The following is an 18956-nucleotide window of genomic DNA, read 5'->3' as shown; positions in this document are numbered from 1 at the left end:
GTAATCAGCGTTAATCAATAGTATTGAAAACTGGGTAAATAATACCTACAACTTCTCATTTACAGATTTCAAACAATTCAATGCCGCACACCGGGGATATCACCAGAATTTGATATGTCTGGCGCAGTAAAGGATAACATGTATCACAGGAACTATAAAGCTTCCTGGAATAATATTTTCGATGGTGTGTTCTTCATCTGCAAAATGTATCCTGGTGAATGGATAAAACAATGATATGAAAAGAATGACCTTTTAAACAAAACAACTTCGGCCTTTTGAACAAAGTCGCCTAACAATCCCTCCGCTACTTTTGTATCAACAAAATGAAATAGAAATGATACAGAACAACTATCAGGGCGCATTACAACAACCTTTGCAAACAGGTTTCAATGCCGCTTCTACCGCAGCTGAGGTGATCAAAGGAATTGACCTTACAGGCAGGATTGCCATTGTTACAGGCGGCAACGCAGGCATCGGTCTTGAAACTACAAAGACACTGGCCGCAGCAGGCGCTACCGTGATCGTGCCGGCCCGGGATGTCGAAAAAGCACGTCGAAACCTGGAAGGCATTGCCGGTGTCGAGATCGAAGTAATGGACATAATGGATCCTGTCTCTATCGACGCATTTTCAGAAAAGTTCCTGGCTTCTCACAGGCCATTGCATTTGCTGATCAACAATGCCGGCATCATGTGGGTACCTTTGCGCAGAGATATGAGGGGTATTGAATCGCAACTGGCCACTAATTATATCGGTCAGTTTCACCTGACGGCCAAACTCTGGCCTGCATTAAAACAAGCAAATGGTGCAAGGGTCATCAATGTATCTTCCCTCGGCCACCACATGGCACCCTTCAATTTTGAAGATCCCAATTTCGAACATCGCGCATACGAAACCCTGCAGGCATATGGCCAGTCTAAGACCGCCAGCAATCTCTTTACTGTAGCACTTGATAATCGCGCTCAGGCACATCATATCAGGGCGTATTCCGTACATCCCGGATCAATAGCCGGTACAGAACTAGCCAGGGAAGCCTCTGTAGAACTGTTCCAGCAAATGGGATTTCTTGATGAGCAAGGGCAGCTGAAAGCAGAAGTCCTGGCATCTCTAAAGACCATCCCACAAGGTGCCGCCACCACTATCTGGACTGCCACCAGTCCCGCTCTTGACCAAATCGGTGGCGTGTACTGCGAAGATTGTGATATAGCCACCTTACTTCCTTCCGGGACTGATGCGGCAACTGATCCACGGCTACATCAAAGCGGTGTTATGCCCTACTCCCTCGACAAACACAATGCCGAAGAGCTGTGGGCAGTCACAGAAGAAATGACGGGTATCTATTTCCCGGTAGAAACAAGCAACGTTCACACAACCATTCATTAAGATGACAAATCTAACTGGCAAAGTGGCGCTGGTAACCGGAGGCAATAGCGGTATCGGCTTGGCAGCTGCCCAGGAACTGGCTCAGGCAGGCGCACGGGTAATTATCACGGGCAGAAGAAAAGAGGCGGTAGAAGAAGCCGCAACCTTGTTGGGCGTAGATGGGTTGCTGGCCGATCAGTCTAAACTTACAGACATCGAAACACTGGCAGCCCTGGTGGCCCAAAAGTATGGCAGGATCGATATCCTGGTGATCAATGCCGGCATATCTAAGTTAACCACTATTGAGAATGCCACAGAGGAGGTATACGACGAAGTGATGAACGTAAACTTAAAAGGGGCATATTTCACAATTAGCAGGTTTATTCCGGTATTAAATGATGGTAGTTCAATTATCGTCATTTCTTCTTCCTCAGCGTCAAAAGCAACACCGCAGACATCCATTTACGCATCCGGCAAAATGGCTGTCAACACGGTTGTAAAGATTGCGGCGGTCGAGTTGGCGCCAAGAAAGATCAGGATCAATGCTGTTAGTCCCGGGCCGTTCAGCACAGCCATCATGGAAAAAACCGGGTTATCAGCACCTGGAATGCAGGACTATATTGTAGCCCGCGTACCACTCGGCAGATTAGGCATTCCAGCAGAAGCTGGTAAACTGATCTGCTTCCTCGCCGGAGAGGATGCCGTTTTTATTACGGGTGCAGAATATATGATCGATGGCGGCCAGTCCCTTAACCAATAAGGGGCTGCCGCACGATTACTTTTTAACAAAATAAAGGAATAACAATTGTTTAAATTTGTTGGCAGGTGCGATAAATACTATTATATGGAGTATCAGGCAAAATATATCACAGACGACATTAAGCTGTCGTGCTACCAGGATAATTTCTTTAAATCAGACATTATGTTCGAGCACCACATGCTGATCTGGTTTATTTCCGGCGAAACGAAGATCGTTCGCCCCGAGGGAGCTTATTTGTTTCAAAAAGGGGATATTTTCTTAATCCCGAGAAATGAGCTGGCCACGATCATCAATTATCCCAAAGATGGTTTGCCGCACCAAACGGTCGTCATGCACCTGACTACCGACCGGCTCAGGAACTTCTATTCCCGGCTGGACGTGCGCCCGGTGGCAGATGAAACAGACCGTTTAAGGCATTATGCCCGGCATCCATTACTGGAAAGTTGTCTATCATCACTGATTCCTTATTTCGATATGAAGGAATTACCGGCGGCTATTGCCGATCTGAAAATCACGGAAGCCATTACAATCCTGCGTACCATCGATCCGGGTATTGATAACATCCTCGCTAATTTTGAAGAACCCGGAAAGATAGACCTCGCCAGCTATATGGAACGGAACTTCATGTTCAATATGCCGCTGGAAAAATTCGGCTATTTAACGGGGAGGAGTCTGACCACGTTTAAACGTGACTTCAAGAAAGCGTTCAATATAACCCCACAACGATGGCTGACTAAGAAACGCCTGGATCTGGCACGCTATGAACTCCTGGAAAAAAAGCGGAAACCGGTCGAAGTATGTTATGAAGTAGGGTTTGAGAACCTGTCTCACTTTTCTTTTGCATTTAAAAAGCAGTTTGGCTATGCCCCGACGGAATTCGTGACGCTGAAAGGTAGCTGACAAACGGGCACTACCAGCACAACCACCTGTTGAGTAAGTTAGCAGGTTACCAACTCCCGTCAAAAAACAAGCGCCCGGCTACCAGGCAGCAACTATGGTTTTGAAAACCATATCTCATAATGTCCTGGTCGGGTGCCTCTACCATTTCCAGGAACTCTTTGAGGTGCTTCATTTATCTTCAGCCCCAGGTTCATCGTTTTTAAGTCAGCAATTAATCTGAGCGCCAAAGGCAACTCCTCATCCCGATAATATCTCACCTCTGTCATGTTCGGAATCATGATACCTGGATTCTTCCCTACATTCTCTATGCCTGGCGTAATAAAGTTATCATTATTTAAGACAGTCTGTAATTTGCCGGCGTCTGCTCGTTGACTTTCGTTGGCAATCTGGATATATACTCTTGGATTAATCGTAGTGGCAGAGGAAGAGACTAAAGGAGAATTCTTCAATTCTATTTTTTCTATTAACTGCGCCTTCTGCTGAATTTCCTCTTTGGTAGGATTCTTTATGGTGTCTAATCTTGCTTTTTCTTTTTGCTCTTTCAAGAATTCATCATATTCAACCTGGGTTATTTTATGGTAATTTACCCAGGATCTTTTCAATTCTCCGCTGGGTGCTACTATTGCCAGGTATTCCGACAATTTGTACCGTTCGACAATGCCATCGGCTTTCTTTACATCATCTACATATTTGTCAAAATAGTCCAGTTCTTTCACATCCTGCTCTCTCTCCTTGAATAAGTCAGAAACGATGAGGGTAACAGTAGCGATGGCGACGGATACAACCGAATACTTAAAAAGATCTATCATTTTATCCAACTTAACCGGATCGATAGATCCTTTCAAAATAAGATAAAACGAAATGACCAATGCGATCAGCGTAATTACAATGAATACACCGTAAAGTGTGAATGAAACTGCTCCTGTATTTTCGAACATAAAACTGGGGTTGATGATGAAGTTTTGGTGGTGCTCCTGATTTGGGATTAATATTCATGCAAGTTGGTTCAATTGGATAAATAAAACAATACCAACTAGTTTGTATTTTTAGGTGGTAGTGGTAGTTTGAATAAAGTCGGCCTATGTTTATTTATGAGAAACAATATTTTAATCTCATGTAAACCCGCGCTATCCCTGGAGGATACCCTCACCCTCAATATTTTGCTAAACAATCCTTTTTTTAGCCTCCGGCTCAAAATGATTCACATCAAATTGTAAGCAATGCCCCTTCTTTAAATTGTCAGCCCCCGGTAAAATATCAAAAAACAAATAACTTCCTTGTTGCGGTGACGATGGAAGCGGCAGCTTTCATACCTGGATAAAAATGCACCTCTTTCTGGCGGCTGGTTTTGACAGGCAATGGTACCTTAATATACAACAGGTACTCGCCGCTGTTGTCCCCAGGTGATACAAAATCCACACGCGCATCCACATAGCCCCAATCATCCTCCGGATAATGGTCAAATATGAGTTTTACATCAGCGCCCACAGGCACATGATTAATATCTGCTGCCTGTGCACGTATCACTCCTTCTGCCATGCCCGTTTGAGGCACAATCTGGCAAAGCAGGGCGTCCGGCACCTGCATTCCAGTATTCAATGGACGTTCAAAATAGATCATCCCGCTTTTTGATGCTGTAACAGTGTCCTTTCTGTCTGTTATGAATAACACAGCGCCTTTTTCTACTATCTGTCGATCAGCGGTCACCAGGGACTGGATATGCGTACCTACTATACCTCTGATGCTGTCAGGCACCGCATTAACCCCATTGAATACGGCAGGCAGATGTAACCGCTCATTGTATTGCACTTTCCAGAAGCAACAAATGATCACTATGAATATCACCGCAAACCAGGTACCAGCATGCTCTACCGCTTTTATAGGTGAGCGGCTCAGCACCTCATCCAGCTCTTCATACAATTCAATATTATTTGTAGGTTCCATTACTTCTTTGTTTTAATTGCCTAAAGCCAGTTGGTTTTTAATCAACTCAAAATAATTTTTACGTTGCGATACCAGGGTTTCATGATTACCTGTTTCAATGATTTTACCTTCCTCAATCACGACAATCTGGTCTGCATTTTTAACAGTACTCAGGCGATGTGCAATGATCACGACTGTTTTGCCTTTGAAGAAGGATTGTAGGTTTTCGATGATCTTTTTTTCGTTGTTAGCATCCAATGCACTTGTCGCTTCGTCAAAGAAAATAAACTCTGGTTCTTTATATACCGCACGGGCAATCAGTACCCGCTGTTTCTGGCCTGTGCTCAGCCCCTGACCTTCCTGTCCTATCATGGTATCCACACCTAATGGCAACGACGCCACCATGTCCTGGATATTGGCAATGCGGATAGCATACTCCAGCAGGTCGTGATCAATCTCCTCCACACCCAGGGCTATATTCCGGGCAATGGTATCGTTAAAAATATATCCTTCCTGCATCACGACCCCACATCTTGCCCGCCATTGCTGGGCTGAAACCCTCTCCAGCTGCTGGTCGCCTACCCGAATCTCGCCTTCCTCCGGGCTATAAAACTTCAATAACAGTTTTAATAAAGTAGTTTTACCACTGCCGCTACTGCCTACAATCGCTGTGATTTTGTTCGCAGGAATATGTAGATTCAGGTTTGTAAAAACTGGCTTCGACATGGTCGCATCATAGCTAAAGGATACATTTTGAAGATGAATGGCATCTCTTCCTGTACTGATGCTTGGTATGATCTGGTCCTTTTCTTCATCCTCCCGGTTATGAATTTCCTTTAGCCTTTCGAGGCTGATACCTGCATCCTGCATGGTTTGGATAAAACCCAGTATCTGCATCACAGGGCCGTTTAACTGTCCCACGATATAAGTGACAGATAACATCATACCGAGTGTAAGCTCACCTTTGATCACCAGCCCGGCGGAGAAAACAGTAATTAAAATATTTTTCAACTCATTGATCAAGCCGGAACCCACATTCTGTACCTGCGCCAGCGACAAGGAGCTCATACTGATTTTGTATAACTTAATTTGGATTTTTTCCCATTCCCATCTTTTAGATTGCTCTGCGTTATTTAACTTGATCTCCTGCATGCCATTGATGATTTCAAAGATCTTGCTCTGGTTATGGCTTTGCTGAGAGAATCGCTTGTAATCAATCTCTGCACGTCGTTTTAGAAAAACCAGGATCCACCCCAAATAGAGAGCTGAGCCAATAAAGAAAATGGTAAAAATCGGAACACTATAAATACACAATACCACCCCCATTACCACTAGTGTAAATAAGGACAACATCATGTTCAAAATACTGCTGGTCAGGAACTGCTCTATCCTGTTATGATCATTAATGCGTTGTGTCAGATCTCCCGTCAGGCGCTTGTCGAAAAACGCAATGGGAAGATTCATAAGCTTCATAAAATATTCTGATATCAGTGAAATATTAATCCGCGCACTGATGTAAATCAATGTCCAGCTTCGGATCACATCAATCACTGCACGGCCCAAAAACAAAGCGAGCTGGGCTCCCAGCACCAGGTAAATGAAAGAAATATCCTTTCCCGCAATCCCCACATCCACTATATTCTTTGTAAGGAAGGGAAATAACATCTGGAAGAAACTGGAGATTAGCAAACCAAATATGATCTGTAAAAAATACTTTTTATGCATCACCACATACTTGAGGAGAAAGCCCCAATTGTTATGCTTCTCATCTTTTGTCTGGTCTGCCCGCTCATTGAAAAAATCAGCCGTCGGCTCTATAACCAGTGCAATCCCGCCCTGCCCCTTTCCATTCCAACCCCGTTGAAATTCATTGTATGTATAAGTAATCACCCCATGTGCCGGATCGCCCACTGTCACTTTACCTTTTCCGATATGATAGACAACCACAAAATGACTATGCTGCCAATGAGCAATACAGGGCAACTGGATATCTTCTGCCAGCGTCTGAAAATTCACCCGCACGCCTGTTGCCTTCAAACGCAGCTGATTACAGGCCCTGCTTAAACCTAAAAGGTTACTGCCAGAACGATTAGTATGCGCCAGTTCATGTATATGCCGGATGCTGTAGAACTTGCCATAATATTTACAAATCATTTTGATACAGGCAGGCCCACAGTCCTTTTCTTCTAACTGTTTATAATGCGGAAATTTTCCCATATCTACTGCTTGAGAGTTTTAACAGGTCGCGGTCAATGGCATCCAGGATAGCCACATCTTTTTCGATATCAAACTTCCTGGCGATCAGCTTATCACTGGTTGACAGTTCTTCAAAATCCGCTATTGTAAATGTTTTGGGATTACAATCGCCGGCATTTGACCAGACGATATGACGAAGATTGTTATTCACAATATTGTCGACAATAAAATCCTCTTCACAGTTATGCAATACGCTGTGGAAAAAGGTTTCATCTGCTATAAATACAAAACGGAAATATTCCAGCAGGTCAGGATTATAGTCGAGGAAGTCAAGCAGGAAACGCCCGCAGGTAGCTGGCATTGACCACCATTGAGAACCACCATGTAATGGCAACAGCGTATTCATATGATCAAAATAGGGGAAACGAGAGGCCCCACCTAGTTGCCAGCGTGCATCCGGCAATGGAAAGCTTTCGAGGAAAACCTTATTCCGATGCGTCTCAAAATAAGCATGCAATGCTTCTACAGTTACCAGTGGATAATCCTGTGCACTTATCAGAACAAAATAGTCCAGCGGCCACTGGTCCAGCCCTTCGCGGATAGCATTCAGCGGAGCTTTTACCAGCCCGAATGTACCCCACTGCGAGGCCTCCCTCTCTACAAGTAGTAACCGGTCATTGGGAAATTTGGCAAACACTGGCCAAAATGGCGAAGCATCTCTCGTCATATCAATATGGACCAGGAAATAGCTGTCAGGATGCCACAGCCTGTTCATCAACCTTTCTAGTTGTAAAGGATTTTTATGCGCAAGTATGATAAAGCCGATTTTCATAATGTTCATTTAAAACCTGATAAACTTGTTTGGTATCTGCAACCCTAGCGGACAGGTTGTAATTTATCAATGCCGCGCTGCGTCCCCGCGCGCCTAATGCTTTTCTAAAAGCAGGTTGTTCGTACAACAATGATATATGCTGGCATATCTGTTCTTCGCTCATTCTAAAATCTTCACCGTACTCCACTGTTACACCCAGCCCGGTTGTCCCATCTTCAAACATTTCATCGAGGCCGGAGCATTTTGCATAGATCACCGGCAGACCAAACTGCATCATCTCAATGGCAGTATAACTGCATTGCTCAAATAAAGACAGTGTGATTCCCACATCTGATAATTGATATAACTCATTCAGTTCTTCTCTGGGCAAGACACCTGCCCAGATGATATGCTGCCACAGGGATTTGTAATTGGACATAAAAGGGTCGTAATCCCCATTTCCTGCCATCAGCATCTTTATTTTCCTATCAGGGTAAGTGGCGATAAACCGCTCTACACCTTTCAGCATAAAATCAAGTCCTTTGCTTTTCGCAATACGGCCGGCAAAAAGCAATACAAAAGTATCCGGGGAAAGACCATAACGTGGACGTAGCTGAATAGGGTCTGAATGTAATACAGGTACCTGCAGCCCATTCTGTATCTTAATAATTTTATCGGCGTCTATCTGGTAAACCCGCTGTACAAAGCCATAGGTGCGCTCTGAAAGACAAATGATTTTATCGGCAGCATCACACATACGTTGTTCTTCCGGGTCTGCACAATGTTTAAAGATGGTATTGCCCGGTTCTTCCAGCTCTTTCCACGAGGCAGCAAACTTGGCAGGCTCATTTTCATACTGGAAATACCAGTTTAAGGAGTGGACCGCAAAGACAATGTTAGCCTGCAGGCGAGTCTTCAATTCATTTGCGAGTATTGAAAAATTAGAATGATTGAAATGCACGACTGGAGAGGTGTACGGGTGTATAAAACGATGCAGGACATCCGAAATACGCTGACAGTACTTGCGCTTATTTGCATGATTTTTGTCAGAGAATGCGGAGATCCAGGTTGTCTCTGGCAATGGTATCCAGATCTCTGTATACTGCTCATTTACCTGTATTTTCAGCAGCTTGTTCGCAGCGTCAAATACATTCACCAGGAAGACTTCCACATCATCATGTGCACTGATAGCTTTCAGAAATGTCTTACGATAGGTACCAATGCCATAAATAGACGCCCGTGTATTAAAATCAATAATAAACAATTGCATAATTCCGGTTTTTTTAGGACATCTTAACAGTTGTTTCCTGTATCATGCGTGCGTGGTTCGACTTGTACAATTTATGCAACATGTAATAGATCACCAGCTCATTGGCACGCTGACGACTACGCATGATGCGATTGATGTTCATATGGAGATAGCTGCTGATCAGGCTTTGTATTGGCACCTCCAGTGTTTTGTTACGGGCTGCTTCCAGCATGCGGTTAAACAAAGGACGGTTCATCTCACTTCTTTTCTTCAGCAAGGCATGGATGCCTGCAAAGTCTGTTTCCTGTTCCTGCAGCAATTTATTGATATGATCTTTGTATACCCGGAACTTATCATTCAGTTGCCCCCGCAGGCCTTTGTTGGCATGAAATTCATCACAGAAAGCCTGTTGCAGGTGATCTGTGAGCTGTATCTTGTCAGCATATGGCAGTTCAAAATCATTAAGCAGATAATCCGTGGACAGCACAGCCGCCATCCAGCGCACTTCGTCCGGGTCATTAAATGTTTGTAATTCCTCCAGTAGTTCCAGTACAAACAAACTATCATTATAGAAGAAAGATTCCGTTAGTTCTATATTAGATGCACCATATCGTTCGAGTTCACGCCTATAAGTGCTAAGCTCTATCTGGCTAACACCGCCGTTTAAATGTGGCGCCAGCAGTTGTTGCAGGTGGTACATAACGGGACCTGTTTTATTAGGATCATTGACCAGCATACGTAGGCGCAGGTGCCATTCGGGATCGCCGTAACGAATAAAAAAGAACTGCTGTATTAGCCCGTGCTGCTGCATTTGGGTCAGAATAGGTTTCAGGTCTTTCACCAGCAGGCGGTCTACATAGCGGCTGCCACAATAGATTTTATAGTAAATCCAGTTGCTGCCAGGTAAAAATTCGCGCTGGGTACTGCCATTATCTACATGCCATGGCTGACGACGCGAGCCTGCGACCTGCTGCTTTATCAATGGCATCACCAGCTGGCTGACCCAGCTATTGCCCTTATCATCCTTTACAATAGCAGTAGCCGGATCAAACATGAACTCTTTAATATTGAGGCTATTCCGTTTTTGTACAAATTGTAAAAATACCTCCCGTGATAAAGGATTCGAGAAATCAATCAATAATTCATTATCACCATCCACAATCAGAACAAGATCAGGGATACGCCATTTATTTCTGAACTCATCGATTTTCTCGGGCAAAGACGGCAGTTCTGTTTTATTGAGAAGCCAGCTGGCAGGTGATAAAACGATATCCCCACATTTGACCCTGGGGAAAAATCGGAACTGCGACGTATTTAATGTACCCCATGAAAAATTCATTCCCCCTATACTATCCTGGTGTTGCAGATCACAAAGAAATTGGTATACCGGCAGGGGACGCAGAGAATAATTATGAGCTGTTGATAAATGTGGATGTATGTATTTATTTAGTTGACGGGAGCGCAGGTAAACTTGATTATTCCGGATGCTGACCAGCAGGTCATCCAGCGGTATGCTGTGGGCCCCTGGATCAGACTGACATAAATAGGGTAACTCATACCTGCGTAAAACCGGGCGTAGTGAGATATTACCAATACGGTCCTGTGGCAGATGCACAATTTCTGCAACGATATGCCCTTCCGGCAAATTGGCTTCTTCCTGTTGTGTAATCGTATTGACAACCTCCTGAATGCGCTCATCCATGTATACGAAACGCCCTAGCATATTAGCGGCGCTGGAACCACCAGCATTTTCAATGACCAGGGATGTACCCATCTTGCAAACGACATTCAGGGTATCAGGAAAATCATTCCAGTTTACTTCTACCTTTAATTTATCCAATGCTTTTTTATCGATCTCTACTTCATAGAACCCTTCCCGCTGCGTTTCCACCAGTATATTGTGCAGGAAGGCCTGTACCATTGTCCAGTTAAGCTTTTGCCCACCTTGTGCTGGTGAAGGCAAAACGAGATCGTCTATCAGTGGCGCACCATCACTATGTGTATTCAGGCCATAAACAATACCACAATCGGGATCTAAGCATTCTAACAATGATACCTCCTGGTCTTCATACCGTTCATAGAACTTTTCCTTGAATGTTTGTAGATAGGTATTGGTATTCTTTTCACTAAGACATGCCAGTACTTCCAGGGCATCTGTCAACGCAGGCTGTAAGTCGCGGGAAAGCCCGCCGGCAATTTGCTGTACCATATAATCCACCTGAAAAAGGTGGTTCTCTTTTACAGGTATTGGTAATACCTGCAGGCGTTGCATGATCGCCTTATATTGCGCTGGTGAACATACGCCTGTACTGTCTAGCTCATCAATGGCAGGCAATACTTCTTCCAGGGCTTTCGTAAATTCTGAGAGGTAAGTATCTTCGGGGAATTGAGCAATCACCCCCAGCAGCCGATGCGCATATTTTAAATCACCAGTTACACGAGGCTCTATTTCACTTAACAATAATTGTGCATCTATCAATTCAAGTACAAATTCGGTGGCTTCTTCTATACTAACATCATCCCCTGTCAGCACGGTGGCCATCTCATTTAGACTGGCGCCTGTTGCCGCTTTTGTCAATATCATCTCGACATAGTCTGACTGTCCTACTGCAGTCACCTGGTAATGCCGCTGATCCTGCCTGTATATAGATTCTATATATCGTAACTGTCCATTTATCCGTACAATTGTATTATTCGGATAATAGCGCAATTGATTTCTTAACAATGGATGAAAGGATAACTTATACGCCAGCTGACAGAGGTAATACATATCCAGCCGGGTATATCGCTGTTGTTTGGCATTGCTTACATTAATATCCAGCTTATCACTCCATCCTATCATGCCTATCCCGGCAAATAAACCAAATGGTGTACAGCGGCTGCACATACGTGAGATATATTTATACAGGGATTGCAACATCTTCTTTCCCGGCACCTCTGCCGTTCTGATAAACTCATCATATAAAGATGGTGACGCAAGGTATACGGCTTCCATAACAGCAGGGTGCTGTTTCAGCTGCTCTAGTGCAGCTGCATCAATCGACCGGTAAGGCAATGCAGGGATACGCAACATCACCTGCTCTGTGAACTTATAAGGAAACTGAACTGGCATATGTACGTTTATTTGATAATGAAAACTTTTCACCTATCAGCTCTATGCTTTTCATCTTTGCGCGATTTTCATAAATAAGGTTCTGCATGATGAATTCATCTACACCAAAATTTTCCTGCATTTCATGCAACTCATCGTATACTTTATTTGGACAACCGTATATGACTGACTGGAGCTGCTGTAATTCATCAGGCCCCAATTTTTCAAGAATACGCTTTGCCCCCTGGCTGGTTTTAGCACAGACACCTGCGAAGGAGAGATTGATCTGTGGATATTCACCATGTGTGGTATAATAATTTTCACGAAATTCCTGCAGCGCTTCCTTATGATACGTGCGATCTGCTCCATCATGAAACAGCGAACGGCTAAAGTGTGTTTTTTGCTCCAAGGCATTCCGCAAGCCATTGTAGGATCGGCCTAATCCCCAGATATCAGGAATACCACCACCATAAGGAGGGACCAAAGTATTCTCGGCCCAGTTCTCCTTTTCATTACGCAGAAAACGCAGCAGCTGGTTAGTCTTTTCATGAAATTTATCTTTATACCCGTTGACGTCTTCCATTCCAAGCATCAGCTGTGCGACATGCGTGGAAGGAGAACCGTTGGCCAGGCCGAGATCTATGCGCCCAGGGAATAGGGTACCCAGCAATTTAAAAGTCAATGCCACCCTGTATGGGGAATGGATTGACAGTAATATACCCGCTGCTCCGACTTTGATATTGGAAGTCATACCGGCAATAATCGGGATCATCGTTTCCGGTGAGCACCAGAAATGATTAGGAGTATAATGCTCCCCCAGCCAAAAGCGGCTAAAGCCCAGTTCATCCGCTTTCACTGCATAATTGATCGTGTTTTCCAGCATCCAGGAGACCTCCCACTTGCCAGCACCAAAGTCTAATAATCCAATTTTCATAACTGATCGGGATTAAAGTAAAAACAGCTTATTCCAAAGCATACGCTTGCCTGCTGCCACATCCATCAGAAAGTAAGCGGCGCCTATAGGACCATCCAGCATGGAGAACGGGCCATCACTCATTGTCCTCACATTATCTGTAGTGAACATCCGGATCGTCACATCTTTCCAGTATGTATATGCTTCCTGGTAACAGCGCTCCCCACTGATATTATAAAGAGCTTCAAAGAAAGAGGCAGTGCCACTGGAACCATGACAATAAAAAGGTGTGACAATTTTAGTATTCTGTTCCGCTCGACGGGTACAGGCTAATTTACCCAGCGCTGTAGCTTTTTCTATTAATGAAGGATCCTCTAATACAGGGCTGGCACGATACATTAACAATATAATATTCAGGTCGCCATAACACCAGGCCAAACGCTCACTTCCATGAATGGTATCAGTGGCATCCGTATACGCCACGGGATATTCGGAAATGCCATTGATAACCGGGAAACGCTGATGCAGGTGTTCAATATATTGTAACCCTTTGCTGATTATTTCACGGCACCATGCAGGTTCTATACCCTTATGAAAAGCTTCAATCAGGATCAGCAGCAAGCCACTAAGTCCGTGTGATAAACTCAGGTTTATATCCTCAGGGCGGGGATTGTGTTCAAAACGGTTAAATAAGCGGATACCATTTTCATCTTCAACAGCACCGGAAAAGATAGCCTTCATCAATACAGCTGCCAGTTCCGCTTTATTCCGCAGAATAAAATAATATAATGCACCGGCCGCACCATGCAGATAATCAGTATTATGAATTTGCACCTGGAATTGTGCCCATGAAAAAATACCCTCATCCAGCGCTGCCAGTTCCTCTTCTTCAAAATCAATAAACCCTTCTCCTTTCATGACCCATAATGCACTGGCAAGGCCTGTGATCCCAAGGCTGAAAGCCCCCCCATAAAAGCGGCCTGGAGTATGCACATTATCAATGACAGCATCTGTCAATTGCAGCGCGCGCGCTGTAAACACTGGCTCATCCAGCAAACGACCCAGGTAAAAGTAATACAGTGCCATACCGGTTTCCCCATTCAACAGATAGTCATGGTCCCTTTTAAATTCAGGGAAATACCCTTCCAATTCCAGCAGCTTATCTTTGATGCTGCTGACCTGCAATAGTTCCATAAATGACAGTGTTAATTGAGGTAAAGAAATTCCTGCAGACAATCATATTTACCCGTCATCCGGGCAATGATTGTGATTCCAATGCCGGAGATACCTTCGATAAAACAAACATTTGTTTCGGGATAATGCTGATTGAACATGGCCTTAAATCCACACGTATCAACGTTATCCTGCTGATAGGTAAATATCCGTTCATACCAGTAATCAGCTGCTTCCTTAAAGACCGGGTCACTATTGGTAGCAGCATATTGCAGGAACAAAACATGAGTACCCGCAGCACCGTAGCAAAGGCTTGCGTCTCCCATCCTGGTAGTCTCAAAACTGCGCCTGTTCAGCGCATTTCGAAATATTTGTTCTGCGTAAACACGGTATACAGGCTCGCCCAGCAGGATGCCAGCTCTTTCCAACGCAATACCAACACCCAGGTCTCCATAACACCAGCAAAGAGGTGTTTCTTCCTGCTCACCTACAATAGTGGGGAACAGGCTGTGCATGCCAGGCTGGGTAAAGCGGTTGGCCATTATATACGTGATCGCACCTTTCATCACCCGTCGGCAAACATCCGGCGCAATTCCTGCCCGCATGGCCTTTTCGAGAAAGAGTATAACAGCCGCACTACCATGGCTAAGTCCCAGGAACACTTCATTTTTCTGATGCAATGACGATATCCAGTACAAACCTCCATCGTCTGTCGGCACAGCCAGTGAGTCCAATTGCTGCACAACCTTTTCCACCTGCTTTGCAGCATGTGCGTCAGGCAGACGAGACAGGAAATAATACCCGTTCAACAACGATCCGGTGAATGGGTCATAATCCCTCCGGTCAATATTATCATTCAGATTCGTGGTATGGAAATCATCCAGAAAGTCATACAGATCAGCAACTTCCAGGTCCAACTGGTGTACCCTGTTGAGATAGGCGACATAGCGCCCTAGCTCAGACAGTTCAAGGTTCAGCTTAAAACTGCTGTAATTACTGCTCAATGCACCCAGTGCATCTTCAATAAAGCTACCTGCCTTATCGAGATAATGTTGCTCGCCGGTATATTCACCATATAACATATAGAAGAGTGAAAGTCCCAGTTTACCTCTCTTCAAATCAATAGACATCACTCTATCCACATTCTGCTCAAGGCTGTCAGCGATATTTTTTAGTAATGAGGCTTGCATATAGTTAAATTATTTACAAACAATCAACCATTACAGGAATGGTAACAGCAGGAGTTGCACATAGGCGCTATCTGGGCAAGGGCCGGGACGGTGTAATCAACGCCGGAAGCCGGGCAGCTACCGAGGCAGGAGACATAGCTGATGGCGACAATACCTTCTCCGGAAACCTGTACCATGGCTTGTTCATTAAGACGGGTAATGGTTTCCTTATCGAGTTTGAGCTTCTTACCGAGGTTAATTTTTTTCATGTGGGTTAATTTTTAGGTGAAACGCATGTTATAAAAATCAGCAACACGAGCTTCAGTAATTAGCAGGAGCCTTTACAGCAGCTACCGAACGGCATCACCTCGGCAACCAGTGCATTGTAGTGTACAGATGTTGGACATCCACCGCCACAGGAGTTGTAACTCACAGTACAAGCGATTTCAGAGTCACCACCCTGAACATTTTGCATTTGTTGCTCATTCAGTTTGGCAATTGTTTCTTTGTCGAGGGAAAGTTTTTTCCCGAGGTTAATTTTCTTCATAACTAGTGCTTAAATTAAGATGAGTAATTGTACTAATATTTATGGCAAGAATCCTCGCAGCAGCTGGCAAATCCGCCACCACCTTGCTGTGAACCAGGGCATTGTCCGGCGCAGGAGAAGTAGCTGACAGTGCAGGCGACAGCAGAGTCACCGCCCTGAACATGCTGCATTTGCTGTTCGTTCAGCTTGGCAATTGTCTCCTTGTCGAGGGAAAGTTTTTTCCCGATGTTTATCTTTTTCATAAATTGATTTGGATTAAGAATGAAAAGAAAGATTTGGTTATATGGCTCATGTTGCTGATTTTTCAGTAATAGCGGCCCTTCCGGGGAAATTTCCATTTCCCCGGCCATTTTTTCCTCTTTGCAAAGGGCAAAGAAATGGCCTTACGATAGCGGAGTGATCGTTTTTTTTAAGTTAACAAGCTGGTCAATCTGGTGATTCCTGGATTATATACCTATCCGGTCATTGGACTGCACTTCGACTCTCTTTTTGTACCGGAACGGAGATGTCCCAAAACTATAGTTTACCTTTAGCGCGATGAATCTTGATGCCCAAGTCCCCCTATACATTGCATAGAGCGAATTATTATTTAACTCACTATATCCCCTGGTGGTCCTAAAAATATCATATATTGAAACAGTCACGGATAGGGGCTTTGCCACCTGCGCCTGCAAAAGCGCATTCACCGAAGCACTGCTGAATAATTTCGTCTGAAATGAATTGTACGGCGAATTATAATTGCCCGATACCTGTGTTGTCAACATTTTATTAATCTTCCACGTGATCCGTCCAGACCCGTTAAATGTTGTAATTGGTGCAGGCACACCTAACGTCGTAGTAGACTTCTCAAATGAATATTGCGTCCTGCGCACACTTGCATACCAGCTGCTGGTTACCCCCTTCATAATCTGCTTCTCCAGGCTAAGGTCCGCACCTACAGCTATCCCTTTCTGAAAATTACCATAACTCCGGTTCATAATTGTAGGGTTCACCGGGTCTGGCAATACCGTTTCACTGATGATCTGATCAATGTACCGAACATATGCAGATAAAGTGATGCTCTGATTATTATTGAAATACCGGTTATAGTACGTCTGGAATTTATAGGTATATGCCGGCAATAAATAGGGATTACCAAAACTGATCTCCTGTGGATTTACATTATTGATAAACGGGTTCAGATACATATATGATGGCCGCTCTATTCTCCTGTTCACATAGAACTCCAGCTCTTGTGATTCACGCAGGTTAAACCGCAAATAGAGGTTCGGAAATAAGCTCAGGTAATTTCTGGAGAATGATCTGCCATCCTTACTATTCAGCCGGTAATGCGTATCTTCTAACCGCATTGCCAGTGAATAATATATCTTTTTACTACTTCTGCTGATCGTGGCATACACACCTGCTATTTGTTCTTTATACAACAGCGAATCTGACAGCATCTCATTTCGCAGGTAAGTATCCATGCTATTATTATATTCAATGACGTTATACCGGTTATCTGTCTTTGTAATACCTGCTTTCGCACCTGCTTCAAATCGCGTTCTGTCATTGATCTTCCAGCTATAATCAGTGGCGAATGTGAACAGGTTAAAATACTGTCCGGTCGTATTCTGTTGTTTTCTTACCGTATCCTGTCCTGAATACTGCTGTGCAAAATCTATCAGGGTATAAGGATGATACTTACCATAGTTCACGTCAACGGTCAGTTCCTTATCCCTTTTCTTTGATTGTTTACGATAGTTAATATCTGCCAGCCAGAATTTATTATTAACAACGTTATCATTCGTCTGCCTGTAAAAGTCAAACACCTGCTCCTTTGCATCCGTACGATCATTGACCAGCTGTTTGGGATAACCACCATAGTAATAAATATTTTTAAAGTTCATCCCCAGTGTCTGCAGACTGTCCAGGTCATAATCAACACCAATACTTACAAAATTACTATGCGTATATTGGTGGGTTTGCTCTTCCTGCCGGAAGTAAGTGGAATCGGGTTTTGCGTTTTTATAGATCAGCCGGTTTTCATTATGTGTACGACCTTCTCTATAATTGATACTGCCATTCATATAGATCCGCAGTTTGCTGGTCACGTAATTCAGTCCAAGGGAACCTTCTGCGGCCGGCAGATCTGAATATCCGGCACCAAAGTTACCAGTAAAGCCTTTACGGCGGTCCTTACGCATACGGATATCGATGATGCCCCCACCGCCTGCCGCTTCAAACCTCGCAGGAGGATCAGTATATACGGTAACAGATTCTATATTTTGTCCTTGTGTAGAACGCAGAAAGCTCTGCAGCATAGGCCCTGTCAGGTTGGTAGGTCTGCCATCTATGTATACAGCCATATTAGCACCTCTGGCAGTAACACCACCATTCTCATCTACCTGTACACCAGGCACCTGGTTTAATAACATGGTCGCATCACCGGCCTGTCCGATCAATAACGCAGATGTATTCACTTTATATCCGCCTGCTACTGATTGTACCAATCTGGAATCTTTAACATCTACGACATTTAGCTGGCGCGATCCGCTTTTCAAATACACAATCCCCAGGTCAGCTTCATCTCCACTCACCACATGTTTGATTGTAGTGACAGTATAGGCTGTATGGCTTAATTGTATATAAAGTGTATCCCCACTATCTGCGTTTGCAGTAACTGTAAACCTCCCCTGCGCATCACTCATTGCCTGCGTCAGCAGTCTGCCCTTGATATGGACCTGCATGGTTACTCCCGGAATGGCTTCTTTGGTATCTGCATCCTGCAAAATCCCCCTGATGATGATTGAGAGTGCATTTACCTTAATAACGAACGTTAAAAAGAAAATGATAAGTGATGATATCTTCATATTAAAGTACAG

The 18956-nt window shown here is 44.2% G+C and carries 16 protein-coding genes; 3 read left to right on the top strand and 13 right to left on the bottom strand.

The features are described 5' to 3' along the window. The first annotated feature begins 334 nt into the window (after positions 1–334). The 3 genes from ABDW33_RS10365 to ABDW33_RS10355 all read left to right on the top strand — a co-directional run bounded on the left by ABDW33_RS10365 (position 335) and on the right by ABDW33_RS10355 (position 3020). On the top strand, positions 335–1381 hold the full coding sequence (locus ABDW33_RS10365; RefSeq protein ID WP_343689988.1) for an SDR family NAD(P)-dependent oxidoreductase: 1047 nt from the start codon (positions 335–337) through the stop codon (positions 1379–1381). A 1-nt stretch (position 1382) separates the two neighbouring features. Further along, positions 1383–2120, top strand: a complete 738-nt coding sequence (locus ABDW33_RS10360) for an SDR family oxidoreductase (protein ID WP_343689987.1) — start codon at positions 1383–1385, stop codon at positions 2118–2120. Between the two features lie 84 nt (positions 2121–2204). After that, a complete protein-coding gene (locus ABDW33_RS10355) occupies positions 2205–3020 on the top strand; it encodes a helix-turn-helix domain-containing protein (RefSeq protein ID WP_343689986.1) in 816 nt (271 codons plus the stop codon). A 92-nt stretch (positions 3021–3112) separates the two neighbouring features. On the opposite strand, the gene ABDW33_RS10350 is transcribed toward ABDW33_RS10355, so the two are convergent. From ABDW33_RS10350 to ABDW33_RS10290, 13 genes are all read right to left on the bottom strand, one after another. Beyond that, positions 3113–3958: a hypothetical protein gene (locus tag ABDW33_RS10350; RefSeq protein WP_343689985.1), complete on the bottom strand. Its 846-nt coding sequence runs from the start codon at positions 3956–3958 to the stop codon at positions 3113–3115. 319 nt (positions 3959–4277) lie between these two features. Next, on the bottom strand, positions 4278–4964 hold the full coding sequence (locus ABDW33_RS10345; protein ID WP_343689984.1) for a hypothetical protein: 687 nt from the start codon (positions 4962–4964) through the stop codon (positions 4278–4280). 12 nt (positions 4965–4976) lie between these two features. Next, positions 4977–7160: a peptidase domain-containing ABC transporter gene (locus tag ABDW33_RS10340; RefSeq protein WP_343689983.1), complete on the bottom strand. Its 2184-nt coding sequence runs from the start codon at positions 7158–7160 to the stop codon at positions 4977–4979. Then, complete coding sequence (locus tag ABDW33_RS10335) at positions 7138–7971, bottom strand: beta-1,6-N-acetylglucosaminyltransferase (protein ID WP_343689982.1); 834 nt, start codon at positions 7969–7971, stop codon at positions 7138–7140. The genes ABDW33_RS10340 and ABDW33_RS10335 overlap by 23 nt, the downstream gene beginning before the upstream one ends. After that, entirely contained in the window at positions 7940–9220 is a 1281-nt protein-coding gene (locus tag ABDW33_RS10330) for a glycosyltransferase (RefSeq protein ID WP_343689981.1), read from the bottom strand. The genes ABDW33_RS10335 and ABDW33_RS10330 overlap by 32 nt, the downstream gene beginning before the upstream one ends. 13 nt (positions 9221–9233) lie before the next feature. Further along, on the bottom strand, positions 9234–12311 hold the full coding sequence (locus ABDW33_RS10325) for a lantibiotic dehydratase (RefSeq protein ID WP_343689980.1): 3078 nt from the start codon (positions 12309–12311) through the stop codon (positions 9234–9236). After that, complete coding sequence (locus ABDW33_RS10320; protein WP_343689979.1) at positions 12289–13224, bottom strand: LLM class flavin-dependent oxidoreductase; 936 nt, start codon at positions 13222–13224, stop codon at positions 12289–12291. Before ABDW33_RS10320 ends, ABDW33_RS10325 begins: the two co-directional genes overlap by 23 nt. Before the next feature lie 12 nt (positions 13225–13236). Further along, positions 13237–14397, bottom strand: a complete 1161-nt coding sequence (locus ABDW33_RS10315) for a lanthionine synthetase LanC family protein (RefSeq protein WP_343689978.1) — start codon at positions 14395–14397, stop codon at positions 13237–13239. A gap of 11 nt (positions 14398–14408) precedes the next feature. After that, on the bottom strand, positions 14409–15566 hold the full coding sequence (locus tag ABDW33_RS10310; protein ID WP_343689977.1) for a lanthionine synthetase LanC family protein: 1158 nt from the start codon (positions 15564–15566) through the stop codon (positions 14409–14411). 23 nt (positions 15567–15589) lie between these two features. Beyond that, on the bottom strand, positions 15590–15814 hold the full coding sequence (locus ABDW33_RS10305) for a class I lanthipeptide (protein ID WP_343689976.1): 225 nt from the start codon (positions 15812–15814) through the stop codon (positions 15590–15592). Positions 15815–15873: 59 nt separating this feature from the next. Continuing rightward, positions 15874–16092 (bottom strand): class I lanthipeptide, encoded by a 219-nt coding sequence (locus tag ABDW33_RS10300; RefSeq protein WP_343689975.1) that lies wholly within the window; start codon positions 16090–16092, stop codon positions 15874–15876. 32 nt (positions 16093–16124) lie between these two features. Then, positions 16125–16430, bottom strand: coding sequence for a class I lanthipeptide (locus ABDW33_RS10295; protein ID WP_343689974.1), 306 nt, complete (start codon positions 16428–16430; stop codon positions 16125–16127). A 108-nt stretch (positions 16431–16538) separates the two neighbouring features. Continuing rightward, complete coding sequence (locus ABDW33_RS10290; protein ID WP_343689973.1) at positions 16539–18944, bottom strand: outer membrane beta-barrel protein; 2406 nt, start codon at positions 18942–18944, stop codon at positions 16539–16541. Between the last annotated feature and the right edge of the window lie 12 nt (positions 18945–18956).

Source organism: Chitinophaga sp. (assembly GCF_039596155.1).
Lineage (GTDB): Bacteria > Bacteroidota > Bacteroidia > Chitinophagales > Chitinophagaceae > Chitinophaga.
The sequence above is the reverse complement of the archived record's forward strand: the minus strand, read 5'-3'. Positions and strand labels throughout refer to the sequence as shown.